We start from the raw sequence: 24,199 nt of genomic DNA, 5'->3' as shown, positions 1-24,199 counted from the left end.
GGACACAGGTGGGCCCCGCGAACTGGACATCCGCTGGACACTTCAAGGTCAATGCGCGGCGGGGTGCTCCGTTCGGCGGTGCCGCGTGCTTTTCTCGTCGCATGGCCGGTGTGTTCGTCAACTACCGCGTGAAGGACAACCCCTACGGCGCGGCGTCGATCACGCAGGTGCTGCGCGACCACTTCGGCGCCGACCTGGTCTTCCGCGACGCCGTGTCGATGGAGCCGGGCACCCACTACCCCAGCGAGATCCGCAGGGCGTTGCACGAGGCGGACGTCCTGGTCGCCGTCGTCGGGCCGCACTGGCTCGTGCCCGACCCCGGCACCGGTCGCCCGCGCCTCGAGTCACCGGGCGACTGGGTGCACGACGAGATCGCCCACGCGCTGGCGAACGGCATCCCGATCGTGCCCGTCCTGCTGGAGGACGCGCCGCGACCGAAGCACGGGGACCTCCCGGCGGGCATCCGCGGGTTCGCGAGCATCCAGGCGCAGGCGCTCAGCCACCGGCGGTTCCACCAGGACATGGCCGAGCTCGTGGCGAGGCTGGTCGGCCTGGTCCCGTCGCTCGTGGTGCCGAGCCTGTTCGCCCAGCCGCCGCAGCCGTTCGAGCCCGGGGCCGCTCCCAGCACCCTGTTGCTGCCCGAGCGCGCCGTGGTGCCGTTCCACGGCCGGGACCGCGAGCTGGCCGACCTGGTCGCGTGGGCGCACGCCTCCGCTCCCAACGCGGCCAGGCTGGTCGTCGGCCCGGCCGGCTGCGGCCGGACCCGGCTCGCGGTCGAGCTGTGCCGGCGGATGACGGCCGACGGGTGGCTCGCCGGTCTGCTCGCCGGGCAGGCGCCCGCCGCCCAGATCCGGCGCACCAGCGCGGTCGACCGGCCGCTGCTCGCCGTCGTGGACGACGCCGAGCAGCGCTCCGAGCAGCTGGTGGCGCTGGCGGAGGCGGTCGCGGCGCGGTCGGCGGTGCACGACGCCCCGACCCGCCTGCTGCTGCTCGGCCGGTCCGACGGCAGCTGGCTGACCGCGCTGCGGGAGCACCGCGACGACCGGGTGGCCGCGTTGTTCCGCACCGCGGGCCGGTCCGGCACGGTGACGTTGCAGCCCTGCCCGCCCGGTCTGTCGATCACCACCGCCGTGACCGCGTTCGCCGGTGCCCTCGGCGTGGAGCCGGTCGCCGTCGCCGCCCCGCCGGGAACGGTCCTGGACCTCCAGGCACGCGCGCTCACCGCCGTGCTCGGCGAGACCGGCCCCGACCCACTCGCGGCGCTGCACCGGCACGACGCCGCGCTGCGCGCCGGTTCCCCCTCGCTCGCGATCATCGGGACCCTGGCGACGCTGTGCGCCCCGGCGTCGGCGGAGGAGGCCGAGGCGCTGGTCGTCCGCCTGCCCGACTTCCTCGGCCAGGACCCGGACGCCGTGCGCACGCAGGTGGCGGCGTGGTCGCGCCTGCACCCCGGCCCCTACCCGCTCACCGCGCTGCGCCCGGACGCGCTCGGCGAGCACCTCGTCGCCGCGACCCTGGCCGAGCACCCGGCACTGGTCACGACCGTGGCCGTGGCGTTCCCGGACGAGTGGCTGACCACGGCGCTCACCGTCCTCGGCCGGGCGCTGCCGCGGCACCCCGGGCTGCTGGACGCGGTCACGGCGCTGTTCCACGCCGCACCGCGCCGGCTCGAACCGCTGGTGAGCGTCGCGCTCACCCGGCTCGACGAACCGGAGCCGTTCGCCCGCGCCATCGCGAACGAGATGGGCAAGCTCGACTGGTCGATGCAGGACGTCATGTCGTTGCTGCAGAACGTGTCCACCGGCGGCACCGCGCACGACCCGTTGCGCGGCGCCGCGATGGAGGCGCTGCTCAAGGCGTGGAACGGGTTCACCGACCAGATTCGGTCGCACAGCGGAACGCCCGTCGCGCCACCGCCGGAACCGCTCGGCCGCATCCTCACCGGCCTCACGAAGCTCGCGGAGGACTTCGCGGTGTCGTTCGTCGACCCGGGGTCCGGCCGCGCCCCGCGGGGTCCGGACGGCAAACCGCTCCTGCCGCCGCAGGTGATGGGGGTGCTGCGCGACCTCTACACAGCACAGCAGCGGGAGAAGGGGGACCAGCAGGATGGATGACGACGTTCTCGCCAGCTCCGCCGTACACGCCTTGTCGCAGTACGTCATCCGCAAGAACGAGGTGGGCCCGGCCGCGTACGACGCGCGACTGGAAGGCCTGCTCGGGCACCTGGAGGCGAAGCTGTCCGGCCCGTACCCGCAGGAGATCCTGGCGCGCTTCCTCGCGAACCCGGCCGACCCGGTCGAGGTGGAGACGCTGCGCCTGCACCTGGCGCGCGAGCTGCGCCAGGACCCCGGCTTCGGCCGCCGGCTCTACGCAGACCTGGGAGGCAGGGTCGTGACGGCACCGAAGCGCGGGCGGTGGAAGATCGCGGCGGGTGCGGCGGCGGCGGTCGTGCTGCTGCTGCTCGGGTTCATCGCCGCGAAGGCGTTCTCGTCCGGTCAGCCCGCCCCGCCGGCGGCACTGCCGGCCACGACGACCCCAGCGGTGACCACCACGACCGCGACGACGAGCACCACCACGGCCAGGCCGTCCTCGTCGAACGCGCTGCCGACCGGGTCGCTGCCGGCCTCGGCGGTGCCCGGTGACGGCAGCTCGCTGTCCGCGGACGCGCCGGTGTGGCTCGTCGAGCTGCCGGTGCCGGGCAACAGCTGGTCCTTCACCCGCGGCGACCACGACGTGCAGCTGACGCAGCACCAGAACTCCGCGTTCACGAGCCTCGACTCGTGCTACACGACCAGCAGCGACCAGCAGGTCAGGCTGAAGAACTTCACGCGGCTGGAGGTCGCGGCGGTCGGCACCGACGCGACGTCCGACCCGCAGCTGGTGGTGAAGTTCCAGGTGTTCGTCAACAGCGACCTGGTCAAGCCGGTCGCCGAGGTCGTGGTCAACCCCGGTGAGGCGAAGCCGCTCAAGGCCGACCTGCCGCCGAACGTGTTCGCGCTGACCCTGAGGTCGTCCGTCGCCACGGTCGACAAGGCGCAGTGCCGCTCCGGCAAGGCCGTGTGGGGCTCGCCGTACGTGGTGGCCGCCGGCGCCGCCTGAGCACGCCTTCCGGCCGGTGAAACGCCACGCGGGGGCCTTCGCACGTGTCGTGCGAAGGCCCCCGCGTGGTTCGTCAGCAGACGGGCGCGAGCGGCGTCGTCTCGTCCGGGCCGGGACGGCGGCGCCACCGGTCCAGCTTCGCGTGCTCGGCCAGCGAGATCAGCGTCTCCCGCACCGAGACGCGCAGGCGCGGGTCGCAGTCCACCACCGGCACCTGGGGCGCGATGCCCATGCCGCGGATGACGGCCTGCACGTCCGAGCGGACGGACACGTGCACGTTGTTCAACGCGATCACGTACGGGATCTTGTGGTCCTCGAAGTAGCGCATGGCGTCGACCGAGTCGGCCGGGCGCATCACGTCGAAGAGCACGACCGCGCCGACGGCACCGCGCACCACGTCGGACCAGCCCGCGCGCGGGTTCTGCCACTGCGGGGCCACGAACAGGTGCAGCGCCAGCCCGGGGTCGAGCCACACCTTGCCGAACTGGATGCGCACCAGCTCCGTGACCAGGCCCCGCTCCGGCGGCAGCGCGGTCATCGTCAGCAGGTCGTGTTCGAGGATCGACCGGATGAAGGTGCTCTTGCCGACGCCGAAGCCACCGGCGACCACAACCTTGGCCGAAGTCAGCTCCCGACCGGGAGGCCCAGGGGGCCCGAGGTCGGGAAATCTAGAGCCGACGTAGTCCACTCAGCACTCTCTCCATCAACCCGAGGTCCGGCGTGTCACCGCCCGCGGAAACAGTCTGGTGCACGTCCACCAGACCTCGTTCCGCCAGGTCGCCGAGCAACACCTTCGCGACTCCCAGCGGGAGCCGCATCAGTGCGGCCACCTCCGCGACGGATCGCGGTGAGCGGCACAGCTCGACGACGTGTTGGTGCTCAGCCTGCAAGATACCCGCAGACTGCCGGCTCTGATCATTCGCGGAGACGAGTGTCTCGATCTCGAGGTGCACGGCGGACCGGGTGCGCCCGCCCGTCCAGGCGTACGCGCGCACGATCGAGGCGTCCTGCGGCTCCACCGCGGGCACCTCGAAGGCGGGCTGTTCCTCCTGTGGCGCAAGGGGAACAGCAGCGCCGGACGCGGGGGCGTCCCGCTCGGGCCCGTCGGAGGCCGAGCGCGACCGCCGCCGCGACGAGTTCAGCGTGAACCCGTTCATCAGGTCGGCGAAGGTCTGCTCCGCGGGCGTCTCCGCCCGCCTGCGCCGCCGGGGCGCGTCAGCGGCCGAACTCATGATCACCTCACGCTGTGCAGCTGAGCTCGCAGTTCGGGGGTGAGGATCTGGCCCACCTGGTCGACGACCACGGTCATCTCGTAGGCGACCTGGCCGACGTCGCTGTCGGGCGCGGCGAGCACCGCCAGACAGGACCCGTCTCGAATGGACATGAGGAGCATGATCCCGTAGTCCATCTCGATCACGGTGCGCAACACTCCGCCGCCCTCGAAACAGCGGGAGGCGCTCATCGTCAGCGCCGTCACGCCCGACGCGATCGCGGCCAGCTGCTCCCCTCGGTCCGGCGGCAGACCTGACGACTTCGTCAGGAGCAGCCCGTCCACCGAGATGACGATCGCGTGCGCGACACCGGGCACGCGGTCGGTGAAGTTCGTGATCAGCCAACCGAACTGGTCCACCTGCCGCGACTGAGGCGTGCTCATGCCTTCTCCTGCCCGTTCCACTGGCCGTTCCCGTTGCCCTTGTCCCCCAGCGGGGCCTGGCGAAGGCCTGTCTGGTAGCTGGCCAGGAAGCCCCGCGCGCGTTCCGGATCGCGCTTGGGCCCACCGGCCGGCCGCACCCCGTTCTCGGGACGTTCCACGAGGTCGGGGAGCAGGTTCTTACGCGGCGCGCGTTTCGGCAACCCGGCATTCGTCTCCCCCGCGTCGGCCGCGGGGTCGCCCGGCTGCTCCCACACCGTGCCGGGGGCCTTCTTGCCGAACCACGAACCCGTCACGGACGGTGACGAAGCCGGGCCGGGCACCTGCGGGGAGCTGTCGTCGCCGGCCGGGCCGCCCGAGCCGCCGCTCCCGGCGAACCACGAGGACGTCGTCTCGGCCGGCGGGACCGCCGGGCGGGCGCCGGTGCCGTGCCCGTTCGAGCCGCCGTTGCCGTTGCGGGCGCCGTGGGCGGTGCCGTTGGCGGTCGGCCGGCTCGGCAGCGGCGTCTCGTCGATCGCCGCGCCGCGGAACGAGGTCCACTCCGGTGACTGGCGCTGCTCCTCGATCGCGGGGGCGACCGGGGCCGGGGCCAGGTTCGGCGTCTTCACGACCACGTGCGGTGGCTTCTGGGCCTGCTTGGGGACCTGCTTGGGCTGGGGCAGCGCGGCGTGGCGCGGTGCGGCGGGGACCTCGGCCTCCTGGTGGGAGCGCACGAGCTCGGCGGGCACGAGCACGAACGCCCGCAGCCCCTCCCCGCCCTCTCCCGCCGAACGCAGGCGCACGGTGATGCCGTGCCGTCCGGCGAGGCGGCCGACGACGAAGAGACCCATCTGGCGGGAGACCGGCACGTCCTCCTCGGTGCCGGAGGACAACCGGTCGTTGGCCTCGGCCAGCTCGGCGGGGCCCATGCCGATGCCCTGGTCGGCGACCTCGACGAGGACCGCTCCCTGCTGGTCGAGCCGGGAGCCGATGACGACCTGGGTGCTGGGCGCGGAGAACGCGGTGGCGTTGTCCAGCAGCTCGGCCACGAGCCGGACGAGGTCGCTCGCCGCGTAGCCGACGATCTCGACCGACGGCGTCGACTTCACGACGACGCGCTGGTAGTGCTCGATCTCCGACGCGGCGGCGCGCAGCACGTCGGCCAGCGCGACGGGCTGGTGGAAGCGGCGTGCGACGTCGGTGCCGGAGAGGACCATCAGGTTCTCGTTGTTGCGGCGCATGCGCGTCGCGAGGTGGTCGAGCTTGAACAGGTTCGCGAGCTGCTCGGGGTTCTCCTCGTGGCGCTCCAGCTCCTCCATGAGCTTGAGCTGGCGTTCGACGAGGCCCTGCGAGCGGCGCGACAGGTTGACGAAGATGTTCTTCATGCCCGACCGCATCGACGACTGCTCGACGGCGGAGCGGATGGCCTGCTCGTGCACCGCGTCGAACGCGCGGGCGAGCTGGCCGAACTCCTCGCTGGTGTGCACGGGCACCGGTTCGATCGTGGTGTCCGGCTGGCGGTCGGCGCGGATCGCGGCGACGACCTGGGGCAGGTGGTGGTGCGCCACGTCGAGCGCGGAGTGCCGCAGCTCCGACAGCGAGCGCAGCAGGTAGCGGCCGATGACGAAGCCGAGCGTCACGGCGACGAGCAGCATCGCCAGCAGGACCACCGCGGCGGCACCGGCCTTGTCGGACGTGTCGTCCTGCAGCGCGGCCGACGAGCTCGCGAGCTCGTCCTGCAGGCCGCGGGTGACCTGCTCCATGAGCCGCGCGGTGGTGCCGGAGGCCTTGTTCCACTCGTCGACGGCGATGCCGAGCGTCGAGGCGGGGTCGGGCCGGGGCTGACCGGGCCTGACCGGGATCGGGGTGCCGTCGGGCTGGGTGAGCGCGCGCTCGACGAGCTTGCCGCGGGCGGCGACCTCGGCGCCGGTGACGGTCTGGTCGTAGTCGCGGCGCTGGCCGCCGGTGGCGACGGCCTGGAAGTCGCCGAGGCGGTCCTGCAGGCGGATGTCGGACTGCTCCAGCGAGCGGACCTCGGTGCCGAGCAGCTTGCCGCGGCCGATGCCCGCGAGCACGATCGCGTGCTGCTGCGAGACCTGTTCCTGCGCGATGACCATGTTGTGCAGGCCGATGGCGGTGCCGGAGATGGCCTGGTCGCCGAACTGGCTGATCAGCGCCTGCTCGAAGTCCAGCAACGACTTCACGACACCGGTGTAGCCGGCCGTGGCCTCCGCCGAGTCGCCGTTGCCGGTGGTCACCTTCTCGCGGAAGGTCTTGAGCTGACCGATCTGGTCGCCCATCTCCGTGAAGCGGCTGCGGGCGACGTCGCTCAGGCCGGCGGTGCGCTCGACGCGGCGGCGCACGGTCGCGGCGGCGTTGTCCGTGGCGCTGATCTGGTTCTGGTAGGCGCCCACGCCGGAGCCGCTCGTGGCGCTCTGCGCGGCGAGCGTGCGTTCCTGCTGGACGCTGGAGATCAGCGGCGCGAGGTCGGCCCTCAGCTTGACCAGTCCCTGCATCCGCACGTACGAGTTCGACCGGTCGACGTACCCGTTGATCTGCAGTGCGCCCGCACCGACGGCCACGGCCACGGGGACCAGCAGCACGACGCCGAGCTTGACCGGCAGCCTCCAGTTGCGCCAGTCGCTGATCTTTCTCCACTCGACATTCACGAAATGATCCCCACGGCGCGCTCGAAGTGCCCCACTATCGGCTACCTCCTGGCCGGTGAATCCCCACGAGTTGAGTCACCCGGGGGTTCGATATCGAGATCCGCCGCATCGGGTGTGTGCGGATAGTAGGCCAGAGAGCGTGCGGCTACAACGACCTCAGGCGTGCACGATTGATCACCGGCTGTCACGAGTAACCTCTTGGGGTGGTGTTGCACGCGCAAGGGATTGACTCGCCGCCACGCGTGGTTACGCTGGCGCCCTCCACCTCCGGCACGGCAGCGGCGTCCGCGCACGCGCCCGCCGGGTACTCCCCGTAACGAAACGAGCGGTTGATGACGAAGGCGCTGCCCTCCGTGTCACGCCCGGCGACGCCCGGTTTCGCGACCTTTGACGACTCCCGTCACTCATTGCTCATAGACGGTGACGGTGAGCCGGATTTCAGTGCCATCCAAACGAGTGAGGATTTCCTCGTCCTGAAGCGCCGGGTGACACGTTTCATTCTTCCCGCAACCGGTTTGTTCCTCACGTGGTACGTCACGTTCGTGTTGCTTTCGGCTTACGCCGCCGATTTCATGCGCACTCCGCTGTTCGGAACGGTGAACGTCGGCCTGACGCTCGGATTCCTCCAGATCGTCACGACCGTCGTCATCACAATGGCGTACGCGCGCTACTCCAAGAAGCGGCTCGACCCCCAGGTCGACCGGGTCCGTGCGCTCGCCGGCGCTGATGAGGAGCTCGCGTGACCGGGGCGAACACCGCGATCAACCTGTCCGTCTTCGGCATCTTCGTCCTGCTCACGCTCTACGTCGTCTACCGGGCGTCGACCAGGAACGTGAGCGCGTCGGACTACTACGCCGCGGGCAGCAGCTTCACCGGGACGCAGAACGGCATCGCACTGTCGGGTGACTTCCTGTCCGCCGCGTCGTTCCTGGGCATCTCCGGTGCCATCGCCGTCAACGGCTACGACGGGTTCCTGTACTCGATCGGGTGGGTCGTCGCCTGGCTGATCGGCCTGATGCTGATCGCCGAGCGCCTGCGCAACACCGGCCGCTACACCATGGGCGACGTCATGGCGTTCCGGATGCGCCAGCGCCCGGTGCGCGCCGCGGCCGCCAACTCGACGCTGGTCATCTCGATCTTCTACATGATCGCCCAGATGGCGGGCGCCGGCGGTCTCATGGCGCTGCTGCTCGACGTGCACAGCAAGGTCGGCCAGGCCGTCATCATCGCCGTCGTGGGCATCGTCATGGTGCTGTACGTGCTGGTCGGCGGCATGAAGGGCACCACGTGGGTGCAGATCATCAAGGCCGTCCTGCTCCTGCTGACCGTGTCGCTGCTGACCATCTTCCTGATCGGCAAGTTCGGCTTCGACCTGTCCTCGATGCTCGACCGCGCCACCCAGCGGTCGCCGCGCGGTGAGGCCGTGCTGTCGCCGGGCGTGAAGTACGGCGCCACCGACCTGTCCAAGATCGACTTCCTGTCGCTGGCACTGGCCCTCGTGCTCGGCACGGCGGCACTCCCCCACGTGCTGATGCGCTTCTACACGGTGCCCAACGCGCGCGAGGCGCGTCGTTCGGTCGTGTGGGCGACGTGGATGATGGCGATCTTCTACTCGTGCACCCTGGTCATCGGCTTCGGCGCGATGGCGCTGGTGGGCTCGGACAAGATCACCAGCGCTCCCGGCGGCGAGAACTCGGCGGCCCCGCTGCTGGCGTTCCAGATCGGCGGGGCGGTGCTGCTCGGCGTCGTGTGCGCGGTGGCGTTCGCGACGATCCTCGCGGTGGTCGCCGGTCTGACGCTGACCGCGTCGGCCTCCTTCGCGCACGACGTGTACGCCAACGTGATCAAGCGCGGTGAGGCCGACCCGCGCGACGAGGTCAGGGTCGCCCGCTACACCGCGGTCGGCGTCGGCGTGCTCGCGATCGCCGGTGGCATCGCGGCGAACGGCCAGAACGTCGCCTTCCTGGTCGCGCTCGCGTTCGCGCTGGCGGCCTCGGCGAACCTGCCGACGCTGCTCTACTCCATGTTCTGGAAGCGGTTCAACACCCGCGGCACGCTGTGGAGCATGTACGGCGGCCTCACGTCGTGCGTGCTGCTCATCGTGTTCTCCCCCGCCATCTCCGGTTCGCCGTCGTCGGTGTTCCCCGACGTCGACTTCGCCTTCTTCCCGCTCAGCAACCCCGGCATCGTGTCGATCCCGCTGTCGTTCCTGGCCGGGTACCTGGGCACGGTGTTCGGCGGCGAGCCGGCCGACCGGGAGAAGCAGGCGGAGATGGAGGTCCGCGGGCTGACCGGGATCGGGTCAGACCTCCGCTAGCAGGGAGCCGAGCGCCTCGTTGAAGACCTCGGGGCGTTCGAGGTTGGGCATGTGCGCGGCCCCGTGCACGACGACGAGGGTCGAGCCGGGGACGCGTTCGTGCATGTACTCCGCGTCGCGCACCGGCGTGTACTCGTCGTCGCTGCCGACCACCACCAGGGTCGGCACCTCGATGGTGCCCAGCAGGTCGGTGTAGTCGGGGCGTTCGGCCCTGCCGCGCAACGCCGCCGCGGCACCCTCCGGCGGCGCGTCGTGCATCATCCGGCTGACGTGGGCCGCGACCTCGGGCAGCGCCTCGGCGTTGTGCGGCGCCACCATCTTCGTGAGCACCTCGCCGGCGTAGCCGGACATGCCCTCGCGCAGCAGCCGGTCGGCCATGGCGTTGCGGTGGACCTTGCCCTCCGGCGTCTCCGCCTGGGCGAAGGTGTCCGCGAGCACGAGACCGCGGATGCGCTCGCCGAACAGCCGCTGGCACTCCAGGACGACCTGGCCGCCCATGGACAGGCCGCCGAGCACGAACCGGTCGACGCCGAGGTGGTCGAGCAGGCCCGCGACGTCCTGGGCGAACGCCGACAGCGGCGTGACACCGGGCACGACGGTCGTCTCGCCGTAGCCGCGCAGGTCGGCCGCGACCACCCGCCAGCCCCGCCGGCCGAAGTGCTCGACCTGCGGGCGCCACATCGTGCGGTCGAACGGGTGGCCGTGCACCAGGACGAGCACGTGGTCGCTCACGCCCTCGTCGTCGTAGCCGATCGTGATGCCGTTGACGTCCGCCTTCACCGAATCCCCCCGAGGTGGTGTGGAACGACTACCGGGTGGCCGCCGCCCTGATCGCCGCGCTCATCCGGGCAGCCGCCTCCTCACCGGTGTACCGGAACCCGAGCGTCGGCTCGGTCAGCTCCAGCTCCAGCAGCAGCGGTGCCCCGTCCGCGTCCTCGACGACGTCGACGCGGGCGTACAGCAGCTCCTCGCGCGGCACCGCGAGCAGGTCCGCGGTCGCGTCCAGCACCGCGTCACCGAGTGCGCGCTGCGCCGCCGACGGTTCGACGCCCGCCAGCTTCTCCTCCAGGTACAGGCCGTTGTCGGACCCGGCACCGCCCCTGGCGAGCATCGGTCCCTTGTGGAACGAGTGCGAGTACTCGCCGGCGAAGTACACCAGCGCCGTCTCCCCGTTGGCGTCCACACTGGACTGGTAGGGCTGCACGAGCGCCGTCTTCCCCAGCGAGCGCAGGTGTGCCAGCGCCAGGTCGTGGTCGGTGAACCGGCCCGCGCCGCGCGAGCCCGCGCCGACCGCCGGCTTCACCACGAACTCGCCGGACGGCCACTCGGGCGTCTCATCGGGCCGCACGACGAACGTCGGCACCACCGGCACCCCGCGGCCGGCCAGCTCGACCAGGTAGGACTTGTCGGTGTTCCAGCGGACCACCGCGGCCGGGTTCGCGAGCACCGGCACCGTGTCGCACCACGCCAGGAACTCGTCGAACCGCTCGGGGTAGTCCCACGGCGCCCGCAGCACCGCGAGGTCGGCGTCGACCGGACCGCCCCACACCTGCCACGTGACGTCCACGCCGTCGCGGGCCAGCGCGTCGAACAGCGCGTCGTCGTCACCGTCGCCCTTGGGCAGCTCCGCGCAGGAGACCAGGACGACCCTCACGACTGCATCTTGGCCATCTTGCGGCGGTGCTCGGCACCGATCTTGGTCGCGGCGGTGGTCTCGCGGTCCCACTCGGCCGGCTCGACGCCGGGGGCGGCCTCGACGGCGGCGGTCGCGGACTCCACGTCCTCGGTCATCACGTCGCCCATGGCACCGTCCGCACCGACGAGCACGATCCGGGCACCGGCCCGGCCGATCGGCTCGACGACCGCGCGAACGGCCTGGTCCGGCTTGCCGTGGGCCTTCACGAACTCGGCGATGCGCTTCTGCGCGGTTTGATCAGACACGTCCCACACTCTAAAACCAGCAGGTAACTTCGGACGGGTGACCACCGACACGCTCACGTCCTACCTCGCCTGGTACTTCGACCAGCACCCCGCGCACGCGGCGCAGGTCGGTTCCCTCCCGCACTACGCGACGTTCGGCGACTTCTCCTCCTCTGCCTTCGAGAACCGGGCGAGGGAGAACGCCGCGTGGCTCGCGAAGCTGGAGGCGGAGCCGGCGTCGGTGGACCGCGACCTCGTGCTGTCGGTGCTGCGCGGTGAGCTCGCCGCGGAGACGTGGCCCGCGTGGCGGCGCGACCCGCACGCGTACACGGGCATGTTGTTCTTCGGGCTGCTCGCACCGTTCCTGCACCGCCTGCTGCCCGAGGCGGAGCTCGTCACCGCCATCGCCGCGAAGCTGCGGGAGGTGCCGTCGGTGCTGGCGGCGGCCCAGCACAACCTCGACCCGGCGCTCGCGGCGCCGCTGGTCGTGCGGCGCGCCCTCGGCCAGGTGCGGACCGGGCGGTCGTTCGTCCTCGACACGCTGCCGCTGGAGGTGTCCGCACCGGAGCTGCGCGCGGAGCTCGTGGAGGCCGCGCTGCCCGCCGCGGAGGCGTTCGACCGGTTCGCGGTGTTCCTGGAGGACCTGGCCCTGCGCGCCACCGGCGACTGGCGGATGGGCGAGAAGCTGTACTCGACCCTCTTGCAGGACAAGGAGATGCTCGGGTACGGGGCGCCGGAGCTGCACCGCCGCGGGCAGGACGCGTACGCGGGGCTGGAGGCCGAGCTGGTCGAGCTCGCGGGCACACCGGACTGGCGCGCGGTGATGAGCTCGCTGCAGGACGACCACCCGCCGACGCTGGCGGCGATGCGCGCGGAGTACGAGGCCGAGACGGCGCGGGCGCGGGCGGCGCTGGTCGAGCACCGGCTGGTGACGCTGCCGGAGGGCGAGGAGTGCCGGGTCGTGCCGTCGCCGCCGTTCCACCGCGCGGTGATGGCCGTGGCGAGCTACGTCGGCCCGCCGCCGATGACCGCGGGCCGGCTCGGGCACTTCTTCGTGCCGTTCACCCCGGACGGCGCCTCCGACGTCGACGTCACCCAGCGGCTGCGCACCAACGCCCGTTCGCAGCTCCCGACGATCTCCGTGCACGAGGCCTACCCCGGCCACCACTGGCACGCGTCGTGGGTCGCGGCGCAGGGGGACGCGCACCCGCTGCGCTGGGTGTTCCGGACGCCGTACTTCTCCGAGGGCTGGGCGCTGTACGCGGAGAAGCTGCTGCGCTCGGTCGGCCACTACACGACACCGGGCGCGGTGATGGGTCACGTCGAGGCGCGGCTGTTCCGCGCGGCGCGGATGGTCGTCGACACGGCGTTGCACTGCGGCGACATGACCCCGGACGAGGCCGAGTCGTTCATGGTGGAGCGCACGGCGCTGACGCCCGGCACGGCGGCGGGTGAGGTGCGCCGGTACTGCTCGTGGCCGACGCAGGCACCGTCCTACCTGACCGGTGCGCTGGAGATCGACCTGATCCGCGAGGACTACCTGGCCGCGGGGCTGGGGTCGCTGCGCGACTTCCACGACCGCATCGCCGGGTCGGGTGCCCTGCCGCTGGGGCTCGCGCGGCGCGTGGCGCTCGGCGAGGAGTAGCGGCCACGGGGTGGACCGCCCCGTGCTCCCGCGTGGTGGGACCGGGAACATCGGGTGGCGGGCCGCAGTTGTCCGGGGTGAGCCGATCTAGGAGGACAGATGCCCAAGGCAGTGGTGGTGCGCGCGGCCGGTGGTCCGGAGGTGCTGGAGCACGCGGACGTGGACGCGCGCACACCCGGTGACGGCGAGCTGCTGGTGCGGGTGAGCGCCGCGGGCGTGAACTACATCGACACCTACCAGCGCAGCGGGCTCTACCCCGTGCCGCTGCCGACCGCACTGGGCCTGGAGGGCGCGGGCGAGGTCGTCGAGTCCCGCTCGCCGGACTTCGCGGTGGGCGACCGGGTGGCGTGGATGTCCGTGCTGGGCAGCTACGCGACCGAGGTCGTGGTGCCGGCCGCAGCCGCCGTGAAGGTGCCCGACGGGCTGGACGTGGAGCTCGCGGCCGCCGCGCTGCTGCAGGGCATCACCGCGCACTACCTCGTGCACTCGACGTACCGGGTGAAGGCCGGTGACCGGGTGCTCGTGCACGCGGCGGCCGGGGGTGTCGGCCTGCTGCTGACCCAGTGGGCCAAGTCGTACGGCGCGCACGTGATCGGCACCGTGTCGACCGACGAGAAGGAGGCGCTGGCCCGCGAGGCCGGCGCGGACGAGGTGCTGCGCTACGGGGACTTCGCCGCGCAGATCGACAAGGTCGACGTGGTCTACGACGGCGTCGGCGCGGACACGTTCGACCAGTCACTGGCCTCGCTGAAGCCACGGGGCCTGCTGGCCCTGTTCGGCGCGTCGTCGGGCCCGGTGCCGCCGGTGGACCCGCAGCGGCTCAACGCCGCCGGCTCGGTGTTCCTGACCCGGCCGTCGACCGGCGCGTACCTGCTGGACCGCGCCGAGTTCGAGTGGCGCGCGGCGGACCTGTTCTCGGCGATCTCCTCGGGCACGCTGTCGGTGCGCGTCGGCGGCCGCTACCGGCTGGCCGAGGCCGCGCAGGCGCACACGGACCTGCAGTCGCGCCGCACGACCGGCAAGCTGCTGCTCCTGCCCTGACCCTGACCGAGGTGCACGCGGGGACCTTCCGTGCACTTGGAGTGCACGCGGGGAGCTTTCATGCACTTGCAGTGCACGCGGGGAGCTTCCGTGCACTTGCGGCGCACGCGGGGAGCTTTCGTGCACTTGTGGTGCACGGAAGGTCCCCGCGTGCGGTCAACGGCTACTGCGCGGCGGTGACCTTCACGCCGTCGATCACGAAGACGAGCGTCTCGTTCGGCTTGATGCCGCCGCCACCCTGCCCGTAGCCCTTGGCGGGCGGCACGACCAGCAGCCGGCGCCCCTTCTCCTTCAGGCCGACGATGCCTTCGTTCCAGCCGTCGATGACCTGCGCCTGCCCGACGTTCTCCACGTCGAACGGCTCGCCGCGCTCGAACGAGCTGTCCAGCACCTTCTTGTCGCTGAACGTCGTGAGCTGGTAGTTCACCGACGCCGTCGTACCCGGCTTCACCTCGGCACCGGTGCCGGTCACGAGGTCCTTGACGATGAGCTCGCCGGTGGGCTTGCAGGCCGGGATCTCGACCTTCGGCGCCTTGCCGAAGTCCCCGGTGACCTTGAAGTCCTCCGCCTTGCAGGGGGCGGAGGCGTCGGCGGCGGGCTTCTCCTCGGTGCCGCACGCCGCGAGTGCGGTGGTGGCCAGGGCGAGAGAAGCGATGAGCAGGACGGTGCGCATGACCGGGCAGCTTATGGGCGGCGGTGTGAGCGGGGTGTAGCAGGCCGGTCGCGGGACGCCGCCACCCCGATTCCACCTAACTCGGAATTACGCGCCGAGCGGGTGAAAGGAGTCCGCCACTTGGAGCGGGTCCAATCCGGGCGAACACAGGCCACGGGTGCGTTCGGGTGGGTGGGTCACCCTCATCCGACACGAGGGCGGAACTTCGCGACGCCGCGTCACCGGAGCGCACGGGTGCGAACGAGCGGGTGCGCCGGAAGATGACTATTCCGGCCGGGAATATCGCACGATCAGCAGCTTCCTTATCTTTTGACCGACGCGTACAGTAACTCCGCGCACTTGATCGGACACTGAGAGCATTCGTCCGATCGGGTAGCGACCATTGAGGTGATCCAGGAGGTGGGACTTGTGTCCGCGGAGGCCGGAGGCATCCGCAGCAACCTGATCCAGGAGTTGTTCTGGACCCGGACCGGGTTGCTACTCCTCGTACTCGTCGTCACGTCCGGGGTGTCGCTCGCCATTTCCAGTCAAATGGACGTGGGGACGGCGCGGAACTTCTTGACGTCGGTCGGCACCGGAACGCTCATTTCTGCGGTCGTGAGCTTCACGCAGACGCTGATCACGTCCAGGGCGGCGCACACGGCGCTGCTCACACCCGTGGTCGAGGAAAGCCGCAAGGCGCTGAAGGAGCTGAGCGAGGAGTACCGGGCGCTCGACCGGGAGTTCTTCCCCAGCCACGTGTTCGAGCCGACGGCCACGCCGGACCCGGTGTTCAACCAGCTCATGATGCAGGACCTGGAGCGGACGCGGCTGTACTGCTTCCGCGGGTTCGCGGGGCGGTACGCGGCGGGCCGGGTGCTGCTGTCGCAGACGGAGTGCGAGCTCAGGGCGGTGCTGGCGGACCCGCGCGACGACAACGCCCTCAGCGGGCGGGCGCGGTACCTGTTGCGCAACGAGGGCGCCGACGGCGACTACGAGGAGATCCAGCGCCGGCTCAAGGAACAGATCAGAATCGGTCTCGTCGGGCTGTACGCGGCCAGGAGCAGGTGCAGCAGAATCGACGTCACCATCGTTTCCGATCCACCGCTCGACCGGCTCGAACTGTTCGACGACAGCGCCTGGCTCACGTTGTACAGCAACACGGCCGGAGTGCTCAGGCCATATCCGCGGACGCTGCGGTTCACGGAGAGTTCGTTCCTGTACGCAATGGAACGCGCGGAGTTCCTGCGGATCAGCAACTCCAGGGCCGGATACCACTTCGTCATCACGCCGGGCACCTCCCGCGCCGACTTCCTGGCGTTGTTCGAGAAGATCACCGGAACACCCCTCGGCGACGACGGGTTCACCGAGCTCGAAGAGAAGTTCCACGCATTTCGCCGCGAATTCTCCGCTTCCGCTCAGTTGAGGAGCTGATCGATCTTGCTAGCCGAGTTCACCGGGGTGTCCGCGCTCGACGAGCTCACCGCTCGGGTCAAGCGCGCCGACCCTCCCGTGGTCGAGCACTGGGCCGAGGTCGGCGGGTGGTTCCGCGAGTGGGCGGCACGGCCGGAGCTGCGCAAGGAGCTGCGCGCGCACATCGACGGGCTCACACCGCAGCAGGCGACGTGGGTGATCGCGCACTCGCGGGAGACGACGACGCACTTCGCGTGGTGCCTGCGCGACGAGCCGGGTGAGCCGTTCACGTTCTGGCTGCACGAGTACAAACCGCTCGCCGACTGGCGCACGGGCTACGCGGACTCGGTGCACAACCACCGCTACCACTTCTGCACGACCATCCTCAGCGGCGCCTACCTGCACGAACGCTTCGACGCACGGCTGGGCGTCGGCGGACGTTCGATCATCAGCACCGAGCTGACCAAGCGCACGCAGTGCGCCGCGGGCACCACGGGCACGCTGCTCGCGCACGAGTTCCACCGGATCCCCCGCGCGGCGGACGGCACGATGACGTTCCTCGTCAAGTCGCGGGCCGTCACGCCGTGGAGCCTCAGCTACGACCCGGACACCGGCGTCAGCCACCGGCACGTGCCGGTCGAGGAGCGGCTGGAGGATCTGACGAACAACCTCTGAAGCCTCTGCGGCCGGGTTCGGCGCGCGCCTACCATCAGCCCACCTGCCAGGAGGGCTGATGATGCGTACGCGCACGATGATTCCGAGATCTGTCATAGCGGACGTGGAGCAACGGGTGCGGCGGCTGTGCGAGGACCTGGCCGCCAAGCTGCAGTTCCACGGCTGGCACCACGTGAGCTTCGTCCGCGACAAGGCCGTGCACTTCGCCGGCCGCAACGGCGCCGCCGCCGACGTCGTCGAGGTGGCCGCGCTGGTGCACGACCTCAACTACATGGTCCGGCGCAACTCGCTGCCGACCGACGGCGCGGCGCTGCGCCGCAAGACGCTGTTCGTCGCGGGGGTGTGCGTCGGCGACATCGACTGGATCGAGCGGATCGTGGTCGAGGCGGAGATGCGGACCCGCCACCGCGACATCTCACCGGAGGCGCAGGCGCTGTCCGACGCGGACACCCTGTTCAAGGCGCTGCCGGTCACACCGGTCGTCCTCGCCCACAAGTACCTGCAGGAGAACGGCATCACGCTGCGGGAGCTCGCGCACAAGATCGTCGGCGAGCAGGTGGGCAAGGCCGACGAGGGCTACTACTTCTACGACGAGGAGGCCGCCGCGACCTACACCCGGTGGGCCGAGGCGAACCTGTCGCTGTGGCGGTGCATCGTGGAGTCGCTCGACGACCCGTGCGTCGAGGACCTGCTCGCGAAGGTGGCTTCGTGACCTCAGCCGCCGGCCCGCAGCCGCAGGTCGGCTGACGCGTTCAGGGCGTGGGCGAGGCCCAGCACGTTGCCCCGGCCGAGCATTTCCCACCGGGTCAGCCGCAGCGCCTCGCCCGCGCCGAACCCGGCCGCGAGCCGGGCCAGCACCATGCCGGTCACCCACCCGGCCATGTCCTGCGGCACCGCCACCGCGGGGCTGATGACGCCGGACGCGCCGTGCCGGACGAGCGGCCGGACCAGCGCGCTCAGCGGGGAGGTGGCCACCACCAAGGGCTTGCGGGTGGGCCAGTGCGGCTGCGGCCACACACCGTCGTGGCTCCACCGTTCGACCTCCTCCGCGTCGAGGGACCCCTCGCGGAAGTGCAGGTGCACGATGTCCGCCGACTCATCGGCCAGCGCGTGCCCCAGCTCCGACGGGCTGACGTACGCCGACGACACGGCCTCCGGCGGAAGCATCGACATCAGCTCGGCGGCGTGCCGTTCGGTCAGCGCCCGGTCCATCCCGGGGTCGACCGCCATCATCACCTCGAACGGCCGCGGGGTCTGCGACACCTGCCGCACGAGCGGTCCGACCGGCTGTTCCAGCACAGTGGACAGGCCCCAGAAACCGAAGGGGCACAGCACGTTCCCGCTGTGGTCGGACACCGGGCAGTGCGCGGGCACCTCACCGCCGGGCCCGAACGGGCCGAACCGCCCCACCGACGCGCACAGCCGATAGGGCCCATCGGCGAACGGCAGGTCGTAGACCAGCGACCACGGCACCGGCGACTCGGTCACCTCGGCCACCAGCACCCCGGCCGGGCGACCGGAGGCACGCGCCGACCGCCGGAGCAGCTCCGGCAACGCGGACCCGGCGAACAGCCGCGCGTACAACGCCGCACCGTCGCGCGCCAACGCCGCCAGGTCCGCGCAGTACGCCGGGAAGTCCTTGCCGTACCAGGGGTCCAGCCCCGCCACGGGCAGCGCCGGGTGCCCGCAGCCGGCCAGGCCGACCCACGACGGCACCTCGTCACCGGCCGCGACCAGCGCCCGCTCCCCCACCACCAGGATCGACGCCACCCGTGACGCCAGCGGTGCCACGTCGGCGAACGTCCGCGACAGCCGGTACCGCGGCACCGCACGCCACTCACCACCACCGACCGGCAGCACGACCTGCTGGACGTGCACCGGCACCGCACCGCGGTAGAGGACCAGCTCCCCGGTCCACCGCGCCGCGGCGTACGGCGTGGTCACCGGGAAGCTCACCCACGGGCCCGCCCCGTCGGCGGGCAGCACGAACGTCTCGGTCCGCACCGCGCGCCCGGACATGGCGAGCACCGCCCGCAGCTCCAGGTCACCGGGCAACGGCGTGGCGTGCGCCCCGACGTGCACCCACACCTCGTAGTCGGCACCCGGCCGCAACGCTCCCGCGACGCCCTCGGTCGCACCGGGCAGCGCGACCACGACGGTGACCGCGCGGTCGTCGGGCACGGGCGGCTGCGGCAGCGGGACGAACCCGGCCCGCCCCCGCCGTTCCAGCTCGCGGAACTGCCACAGGACGTCCTCGACCCGCACCTCGCCCGCCCGCACCGGCGCGGCCAGCACCACGTGCGGCGTGCTCCAGCCCAGGACCACGGTCGCCGGATCCACTCCGGACACCCACGCGTGCACGGCGGTGAACAGCACGACCGGCCGCCCGAGCCCGCGCAGCGCGGCGACGACCGGCGCCGAGTCCCACGTCCGGGTGTCGTGCAGCGCGACCACGTCGGCGGGCACGTCCGAGATCGGGGGCAGGCCGTCGGCCGAGGCGAAGTGCCGGAGGTCGAGCACCGCGAACCGCAGCGTCCGCAGGCGGGTCCGCACGGCGGCCGAGCCGGCCCGGCCGACCGCCAGCCCCCGGCTGACCTGCGCCCATCCGCCCGGATCGGTCACGACGAACAGCGACACCCGGTCCGCGAGCGCGGCGACGTGCTCCAGCGGCGAGCCTTCGCCGCCGGAGACGGTGAACTCGACGGGCGCCACAGCCGTACGCCTGGAGGTGCAGCTAGAACGGCCAGCCCAGCACCGGCAACCCGACCACGGCGTCCACGGCGAGCCCGCAGAACACCAGCATCAGGTAGAGGTTCGACATGTGGAAGAACTTCATGGTGTTCGTGGAACCACCGCGGCGCACGACGTTGTGCAGCTTGTGGGCGAACACGGCGAACCACACGCCCGACAGCGCCGCCACGGCGACGTAGATCCACGAGGTGACCGGGGCGAGTGCGAGCGTGCAGACCACGGTGATCCAGCTGTAGATGACGATCTGCCGCGTCACCTGCGCGGCTGTGGCCACCACCGGCAGCATCGGCACGCCTGCCCTGGCGTAGTCGTCCTTGAACTTCATCGCGAGGGCCCAGGTGTGCGGCGGGGTCCAGAAGAAGATGACGCCGAACATCACGAGGGCGGGCCACTCGACCGTGCCCGTCACCGCGCTCCAGCCGATGATCACCGGCATGCAGCCCGCCATGCCGCCCCAGATGATGTTCTGGGAGGTGCGGCGCTTGAGCACGAGCGTGTACACGAAGATGTAGAAGAGGATCGTCGCCACCGCGAACGCGGCCGACATGAGGTTGACGAAGATCCACAGGAACGCGAACGAGACGACCCCGAGCACGATGCCGAAGATCAGGGCGTTGCGCGGCGGGATGGCGTTGTGCGCGAGGGGCCGGCCCGCGGTCCGCTTCATGACCGAGTCGATGTCGGCGTCCACGAAGCAGTTGAGGGCGTTTGCCGACCCCGCGGCGAGGGTACCGCCGGTGAGGGTGCAGGCGATCAGCCACAGCGGTGGCAGACCGTGCTGGGCCAGCAGCATCGCGGGGATCGTGGTGATCAGCAGGAGCTCGATGACCCGCGGCTTGGTGAGCGCCACGTAGGCGCCGACAACCTGGCGAGGCGACCTGCCCGGGGCCTCGGCAACGAGACTGTCGGCACTCATCGCGGGAACGCTCCTCATGTCGCGAGTGGGGGGAAATCCAGCAACTGATGGTAACCGCGCGCAGGATTCACAGCCCGTTCGGGTGCTGGTGTGCCTGGGCACACACCGGCCCGGGACCTTTCAGAGCACCTTCGGCAAGTGTCAGGACTAGGCTGGCCGCAGGACGAGGGACACACGCGGGTCAGGCCTTTCGGGATCGATCCACCAAGGTCGTCTGCAGACAGGTCGGGACCCGCCCAACCGACAGAGTGGAGCTGTAAGTCCGTGAGCGTCACCGACGACATCACCCGGCTCACCAAGGCCGATCTGCCTGATGACTGGACGGAGCTCGACAAGCGCGCCGTCGACACCGCTCGGGTGCTCGCGGCGGACGCCGTGCAGAACGTCGGCAACGGTCATCCCGGCACCGCGATGAGCCTCGCGCCTCTCGCTTACACGCTGTTCCAGCGGGTGCTGCGGCACGACCCCGCCGACCCGGACTGGATCGGCCGCGACCGGTTCGTGCTGTCCGCGGGCCACTCCAGCCTGACGCTGTACGTCCAGCTGTTCCTGTCGGGCTACGGCCTGGAGCTCGACGACCTCAAGCACCTGCGCAAGTGGGGCTCGAAGACGCCGGGCCACCCCGAGCACGGCCACACCCGCGGTGTCGAGATCACGACCGGCCCGCTGGGCTCCGGTCTGGCCGCCGCCGTCGGCATGGCCATGGCCGCTCGCCGCGAGCGTGGTCTCTTCGACCCGTCGGCCGCGCCGGGCGAGAGCCCGTTCGACCACCACGTCTACGTGATCGCCTCCGACGGTGACATCGAGGAGGGCGTCACCTCCGAGGCCTCGTCGCTCGCGGGCACGCAGCAGCTGGGCAACCTGGTCGTCTTCTACGACGACAACAAGATCTCCATCGAGGACGACACGACGATCGCGCTGTCCGAGGACACCGCGAAGCGCTACGAGGCCTACGGCTGGCACGTCCAGGTCGTGGAGTCCGGCGAGAACGTCAAGGGCATCCTCGAGGCCGTCGAGAAGGCCAAGGCCGTCACCGACAAGCCGTCGTTCATCCTGCTGCGCACGATCATCGGCTACCCGGCGCCGAACAAGCAGAACACCGGTGCCGCGCACGGTGCCGCGCTGGGCGTCGACGAGGTCAAGGCCACGAAGGAGATCCTCGGGTTCGACCCCGAGCAGACCTTCGAGGTCGCCGACGAGGTGCTCGCGCACGCCCGCGAGGTCGTCAAGCGCGGCGAGCACGCCAAGGCCGAGTGGCAGAAGTCCTTCGACGCGTGGGCCTCGGCCAACGGCGAGAACAAGGCGCTGCTCGACCGGCTCGTCGCCCGCGAGCTGCCGCAGGGCTGGGACGCCGACCTGCCCTCCTACGAGCCGGGCGGCAAGGAGATCTCGACCCGCAAGGCCTCCGGTGAGGCGATCAACGGGCTGGCGAAGCACCTGCCCGAGCTGTGGGGCGGTTCCGCCGACCTCGCCGAGTCGAACCTGACCACGATCAAGGACGCCAAGTCCTTCGGCCCGGCCTCGATCTCGACCGGGATGTGGAGCGCCGACCCGTACGGCCGCGTGCTGCACTTCGGTGTCCGCGAGAACGCCATGGGCATGATCCTCAACGGCATCGCGCTGCACGGCCCGACGCGCCCGTTCGGTGGCACGTTCCTCGTGTTCTCCGACTACATGCGCCCCGCGGTGCGCCTGGCCGCGATCATGCAGGCCGCCGTCACGTACGTCTGGACGCACGACTCCATCGGCCTGGGTGAGGACGGCCCGACGCACCAGCCGATCGAGCACCTCGCGGCCCTGCGCGCGATCCCGGACTTCGCTGTCGTGCGCCCCGGTGACGCCAACGAGACCGCGTACGCGTGGAAGGCCGTCGTCGAGCAGCTCGGCCCGGTGGGCCTCGCGCTGAGCCGGCAGAACCTCCCGATCCTCGAAGGCACCTCCGCGGAGGGCGTCAAGCGCGGCGGTTACGTGCTCCTCGGTGACGACAACCCGGAGGTCGTGATCATCGGCACCGGCTCCGAGCTGCAGGTCGCCCTGGAGGCCGGAAAGGTCCTGCAGGGCGAGGGCGTTGCGGTGCGCGTGGTCTCCATGCCGTCCGTCGAGTGGTTCGAGAAGCAGGACGCCGAGTACCGCGAGTCGGTCCTGCCGAAGGCGGTCAAGGCGCGCGTCGCGGTGGAAGCCGGTATCGCACAGCCGTGGTACCGCTACGTCGGCGACGCCGGCGAGATCGTCTCGATCGAGCACTTCGGTGCCTCGGCCGACTACCAGGTCCTGTTCAAGGAGTTCGGCTTCACGACGGAAGACGTCGTCGCCGCCGCCCGCCGTTCCCTTGACAACGTGAGGGGTAACAAGTGAGCAAGCCGCATCTCGACGCACTGTCCGGCGCCGGTGTCTCCATCTGGCTGGACGACCTGTCCCGCGAGCGCCTGACCAGCGGCAACCTGGACGAGCTGATCCGCGACTGGAACGTCGTCGGTGTCACGACGAACCCGACGATCTTCGCGGGCGCCCTGTCGAAGGGCGAGTCCTACGACGAGCAGGTCCGCGAGCTCGCGAACCGGGGCGCCGACACCGAGGCGACCATCCGCGAGGTCACCACGACCGACGTGCGCAACGCGTGCGACAAGTTCCGCGACGTCTACAACAGCACGAACGGTGTGGACGGCCGCGTCTCCATCGAGGTCGACCCGCGCCTGGCGTTCGAGACGGACAAGACCGTCGCCGAGGCGCAGGACCTGTGGAAGACCGTGGACCGGCCGAACCTGCTGGTGAAGATCCCGGCCACCGAGGCGGGCATCCCCGCGATCACGAAGGTGATCGCCGAGGGCATCTCCGTCAACGTCACGCTGATCTTCTCGGTCGAGCGGTACGAGAAGGTCATGGAGGCGTACATCGCCGGCCTGGAGCAGGCCAAGGCGAACGGCCACGACCTGCGCTCGATCCACTCGGTCGCGTCGTTCTTCGTGTCCCGGGTGGACACCGAGATCGACAAGCGGTTGAAGGCGATCGGCACGGACGAGGCCACCGCGCTGCTGGGCAAGGCCGCGCTGGCCAACGCGTGGATCGCCTACGGCGCGTTCGAGCAGACCTTCCAGGGCGAGCGCTGGGAGGCCCTCAAGGCGGACGGCGCGAACGCGCAGCGCCCGCTGTGGGCCTCGACCGGTGTGAAGGACCCGAGCTACTCCCCCACCCTCTACGTCGACCAGCTCGTCGTGAACGACGTCGTGAACACGATGCCGGAGAAGACGCTGCAGGCCGTCGCCGACGCGGGCGAGATCACCGGTGACACGGTCACCGGGCGCGCCGCGGAGGGCCAGGAGGTGTTCGACCGGCTCAGCGCCGTCGGCATCGACCTCCAGGACGTGTTCGTCGCGCTGGAGACCGAGGGCGTCGAGAAGTTCGAGAAGTCCTGGGAAGAGTTGCTCGAGACGGTGACGAACCAACTGGCGAAGCTGAAGGGCTGATCATCAA

The 24,199-nt window shown here is 70.9% G+C and carries 21 protein-coding genes; 11 read left to right on the top strand and 10 right to left on the bottom strand.

Annotated features, from left to right (window positions below; translation table 11 throughout):
• Positions 1-101 precede the first annotated feature (101 nt).
• Entirely contained in the window at positions 102-2,114 is a 2,013-nt protein-coding gene (locus tag AB0A63_RS37220; protein WP_360400264.1) for a toll/interleukin-1 receptor domain-containing protein, read from the top strand.
• On the top strand, positions 2,107-3,099 hold the full coding sequence (locus AB0A63_RS37215) for a hypothetical protein (protein WP_360400261.1): 993 nt from the start codon (positions 2,107-2,109) through the stop codon (positions 3,097-3,099). The genes AB0A63_RS37220 and AB0A63_RS37215 overlap by 8 nt, the downstream gene beginning before the upstream one ends.
• 73 nt (positions 3,100-3,172) lie before the next feature.
• Here the strand turns inward: AB0A63_RS37215 and AB0A63_RS37210 are convergent, their stop codons facing one another.
• The 4 genes from AB0A63_RS37210 to AB0A63_RS37195 are packed head-to-tail and all read right to left on the bottom strand — an operon-like array spanning position 3,173 to position 7,398.
• Positions 3,173-3,709, bottom strand: a complete 537-nt coding sequence (locus AB0A63_RS37210) for an ATP-binding protein (RefSeq protein WP_360400258.1) — start codon at positions 3,707-3,709, stop codon at positions 3,173-3,175.
• 58 nt (positions 3,710-3,767) lie between these two features.
• The gene (locus AB0A63_RS37205; protein WP_360400255.1) at positions 3,768-4,331 is read right to left on the bottom strand and encodes a DUF742 domain-containing protein; all 564 of its coding nucleotides are present in this window, start codon (positions 4,329-4,331) and stop codon (positions 3,768-3,770) included.
• Between the two features lie 2 nt (positions 4,332-4,333).
• Positions 4,334-4,753 carry a roadblock/LC7 domain-containing protein gene (locus AB0A63_RS37200; RefSeq protein WP_053738309.1) on the bottom strand — a complete coding sequence of 140 codons (420 nt, stop codon included), beginning with the start codon at positions 4,751-4,753 and terminating at the stop codon, positions 4,334-4,336.
• Positions 4,750-7,398 (bottom strand): nitrate- and nitrite sensing domain-containing protein, encoded by a 2,649-nt coding sequence (locus AB0A63_RS37195; RefSeq protein ID WP_360400252.1) that lies wholly within the window; start codon positions 7,396-7,398, stop codon positions 4,750-4,752. The genes AB0A63_RS37200 and AB0A63_RS37195 overlap by 4 nt, the downstream gene beginning before the upstream one ends.
• A 332-nt stretch (positions 7,399-7,730) precedes the next feature.
• On the opposite strand from AB0A63_RS37195, the gene AB0A63_RS37190 reads away from it, so the two are divergent.
• Together AB0A63_RS37190 and AB0A63_RS37185 are read left to right on the top strand one after the other, a co-directional pair.
• Positions 7,731-8,141, top strand: a complete 411-nt coding sequence (locus AB0A63_RS37190; protein WP_360400249.1) for a DUF485 domain-containing protein — start codon at positions 7,731-7,733, stop codon at positions 8,139-8,141.
• The gene (locus AB0A63_RS37185) at positions 8,138-9,715 is read left to right on the top strand and encodes a cation acetate symporter (RefSeq protein WP_360400246.1); all 1,578 of its coding nucleotides are present in this window, start codon (positions 8,138-8,140) and stop codon (positions 9,713-9,715) included. The genes AB0A63_RS37190 and AB0A63_RS37185 overlap by 4 nt, the downstream gene beginning before the upstream one ends.
• On the opposite strand, the gene AB0A63_RS37180 is transcribed toward AB0A63_RS37185, so the two are convergent.
• From AB0A63_RS37180 to AB0A63_RS37170, 3 genes are read right to left on the bottom strand one after another with little or no spacing between them, the layout of a single operon-like run.
• Complete coding sequence (locus AB0A63_RS37180) at positions 9,701-10,495, bottom strand: alpha/beta fold hydrolase (protein ID WP_360400243.1); 795 nt, start codon at positions 10,493-10,495, stop codon at positions 9,701-9,703. The two genes, AB0A63_RS37185 and AB0A63_RS37180, sit on opposite strands and share 15 nt — an antisense overlap.
• 28 nt (positions 10,496-10,523) lie before the next feature.
• Positions 10,524-11,369, bottom strand: a complete 846-nt coding sequence (locus AB0A63_RS37175) for a hypothetical protein (protein WP_360400240.1) — start codon at positions 11,367-11,369, stop codon at positions 10,524-10,526.
• On the bottom strand, positions 11,366-11,656 hold the full coding sequence (locus AB0A63_RS37170) for a hypothetical protein (protein WP_360400237.1): 291 nt from the start codon (positions 11,654-11,656) through the stop codon (positions 11,366-11,368). Before AB0A63_RS37170 ends, AB0A63_RS37175 begins: the two co-directional genes overlap by 4 nt.
• 37 nt (positions 11,657-11,693) lie before the next feature.
• Between AB0A63_RS37170 and AB0A63_RS37165 the strand changes: the two genes are divergently transcribed.
• Together AB0A63_RS37165 and AB0A63_RS37160 are read left to right on the top strand one after the other, a co-directional pair.
• On the top strand, positions 11,694-13,280 hold the full coding sequence (locus AB0A63_RS37165; protein WP_360400234.1) for a DUF885 domain-containing protein: 1,587 nt from the start codon (positions 11,694-11,696) through the stop codon (positions 13,278-13,280).
• Between the two features lie 99 nt (positions 13,281-13,379).
• The gene (locus tag AB0A63_RS37160; RefSeq protein ID WP_360400231.1) at positions 13,380-14,321 is read left to right on the top strand and encodes a quinone oxidoreductase; all 942 of its coding nucleotides are present in this window, start codon (positions 13,380-13,382) and stop codon (positions 14,319-14,321) included.
• A 163-nt stretch (positions 14,322-14,484) separates the two neighbouring features.
• On the opposite strand, the gene AB0A63_RS37155 is transcribed toward AB0A63_RS37160, so the two are convergent.
• Positions 14,485-14,994, bottom strand: coding sequence for an FKBP-type peptidyl-prolyl cis-trans isomerase (locus tag AB0A63_RS37155; protein WP_360400228.1), 510 nt, complete (start codon positions 14,992-14,994; stop codon positions 14,485-14,487).
• A gap of 408 nt (positions 14,995-15,402) precedes the next feature.
• Here AB0A63_RS37155 and AB0A63_RS37150 point away from each other — a divergent pair, with 408 nt between their 5' ends.
• Genes AB0A63_RS37150 through AB0A63_RS37140 form a run of 3 tightly spaced genes read left to right on the top strand, consistent with a single transcriptional unit; the run spans position 15,403 to position 17,773 of the window.
• Positions 15,403-16,407, top strand: a complete 1,005-nt coding sequence (locus tag AB0A63_RS37150) for a hypothetical protein (RefSeq protein WP_360400335.1) — start codon at positions 15,403-15,405, stop codon at positions 16,405-16,407.
• Positions 16,408-16,413: 6 nt separating this feature from the next.
• On the top strand, positions 16,414-17,061 hold the full coding sequence (locus tag AB0A63_RS37145; protein ID WP_360400225.1) for a hypothetical protein: 648 nt from the start codon (positions 16,414-16,416) through the stop codon (positions 17,059-17,061).
• 58 nt (positions 17,062-17,119) lie between these two features.
• Positions 17,120-17,773, top strand: coding sequence for an HD family phosphohydrolase (locus AB0A63_RS37140; RefSeq protein ID WP_360400223.1), 654 nt, complete (start codon positions 17,120-17,122; stop codon positions 17,771-17,773).
• Between the two features lie 2 nt (positions 17,774-17,775).
• Here AB0A63_RS37140 and AB0A63_RS37135 read toward each other — a convergent pair whose 3' ends face one another.
• Both AB0A63_RS37135 and AB0A63_RS37130 read right to left on the bottom strand, forming a co-directional pair.
• Positions 17,776-19,773 (bottom strand): hypothetical protein, encoded by a 1,998-nt coding sequence (locus AB0A63_RS37135; protein ID WP_360400220.1) that lies wholly within the window; start codon positions 19,771-19,773, stop codon positions 17,776-17,778.
• Positions 19,774-19,795: 22 nt separating this feature from the next.
• A complete protein-coding gene (locus AB0A63_RS37130; RefSeq protein WP_360400217.1) occupies positions 19,796-20,728 on the bottom strand; it encodes a heme o synthase in 933 nt (310 codons plus the stop codon).
• Positions 20,729-20,992: 264 nt separating this feature from the next.
• Between AB0A63_RS37130 and tkt the strand changes: the two genes are divergently transcribed.
• The gene (gene tkt / locus AB0A63_RS37125) at positions 20,993-23,083 is read left to right on the top strand and encodes a transketolase (protein WP_360400214.1); all 2,091 of its coding nucleotides are present in this window, start codon (positions 20,993-20,995) and stop codon (positions 23,081-23,083) included.
• Positions 23,080-24,192 carry a transaldolase gene (tal, locus tag AB0A63_RS37120; RefSeq protein WP_360400211.1) on the top strand — a complete coding sequence of 371 codons (1,113 nt, stop codon included), beginning with the start codon at positions 23,080-23,082 and terminating at the stop codon, positions 24,190-24,192. The genes tkt and tal overlap by 4 nt, the downstream gene beginning before the upstream one ends.
• The last annotated feature ends 7 nt before the right edge of the window (positions 24,193-24,199 follow it).

The organism is Lentzea sp. NPDC042327, assembly GCF_040647275.1.
GTDB lineage: Bacteria > Actinomycetota > Actinomycetes > Mycobacteriales > Pseudonocardiaceae > Lentzea.
This window is presented reverse-complemented; position numbering and strand designations above follow the sequence as displayed.

Excerpts from the sequence above, each read along its gene's own strand:
- AB0A63_RS37220 (WP_360400264.1), top strand. The coding sequence starts at position 102 with ATGGCCGGTGTGTTCGTCAACTACCGCGTGAAGGACAACCCCTACGGC.
- AB0A63_RS37215 (WP_360400261.1), top strand. The coding sequence starts at position 2,107 with ATGGATGACGACGTTCTCGCCAGCTCCGCCGTACACGCCTTGTCGCAG.
- AB0A63_RS37205 (WP_360400255.1), bottom strand. The coding sequence starts at position 4,331 with ATGAGTTCGGCCGCTGACGCGCCCCGGCGGCGCAGGCGGGCGGAGACG.
- AB0A63_RS37200 (WP_053738309.1), bottom strand. The coding sequence starts at position 4,753 with ATGAGCACGCCTCAGTCGCGGCAGGTGGACCAGTTCGGTTGGCTGATC.
- AB0A63_RS37190 (WP_360400249.1), top strand. The coding sequence starts at position 7,731 with ATGACGAAGGCGCTGCCCTCCGTGTCACGCCCGGCGACGCCCGGTTTC.
- AB0A63_RS37160 (WP_360400231.1), top strand. The coding sequence starts at position 13,380 with ATGCCCAAGGCAGTGGTGGTGCGCGCGGCCGGTGGTCCGGAGGTGCTG.
- AB0A63_RS37155 (WP_360400228.1), bottom strand. The coding sequence starts at position 14,994 with ATGCGCACCGTCCTGCTCATCGCTTCTCTCGCCCTGGCCACCACCGCA.
- AB0A63_RS37140 (WP_360400223.1), top strand. The coding sequence starts at position 17,120 with ATGATGCGTACGCGCACGATGATTCCGAGATCTGTCATAGCGGACGTG.
- AB0A63_RS37130 (WP_360400217.1), bottom strand. The coding sequence starts at position 20,728 with ATGAGTGCCGACAGTCTCGTTGCCGAGGCCCCGGGCAGGTCGCCTCGC.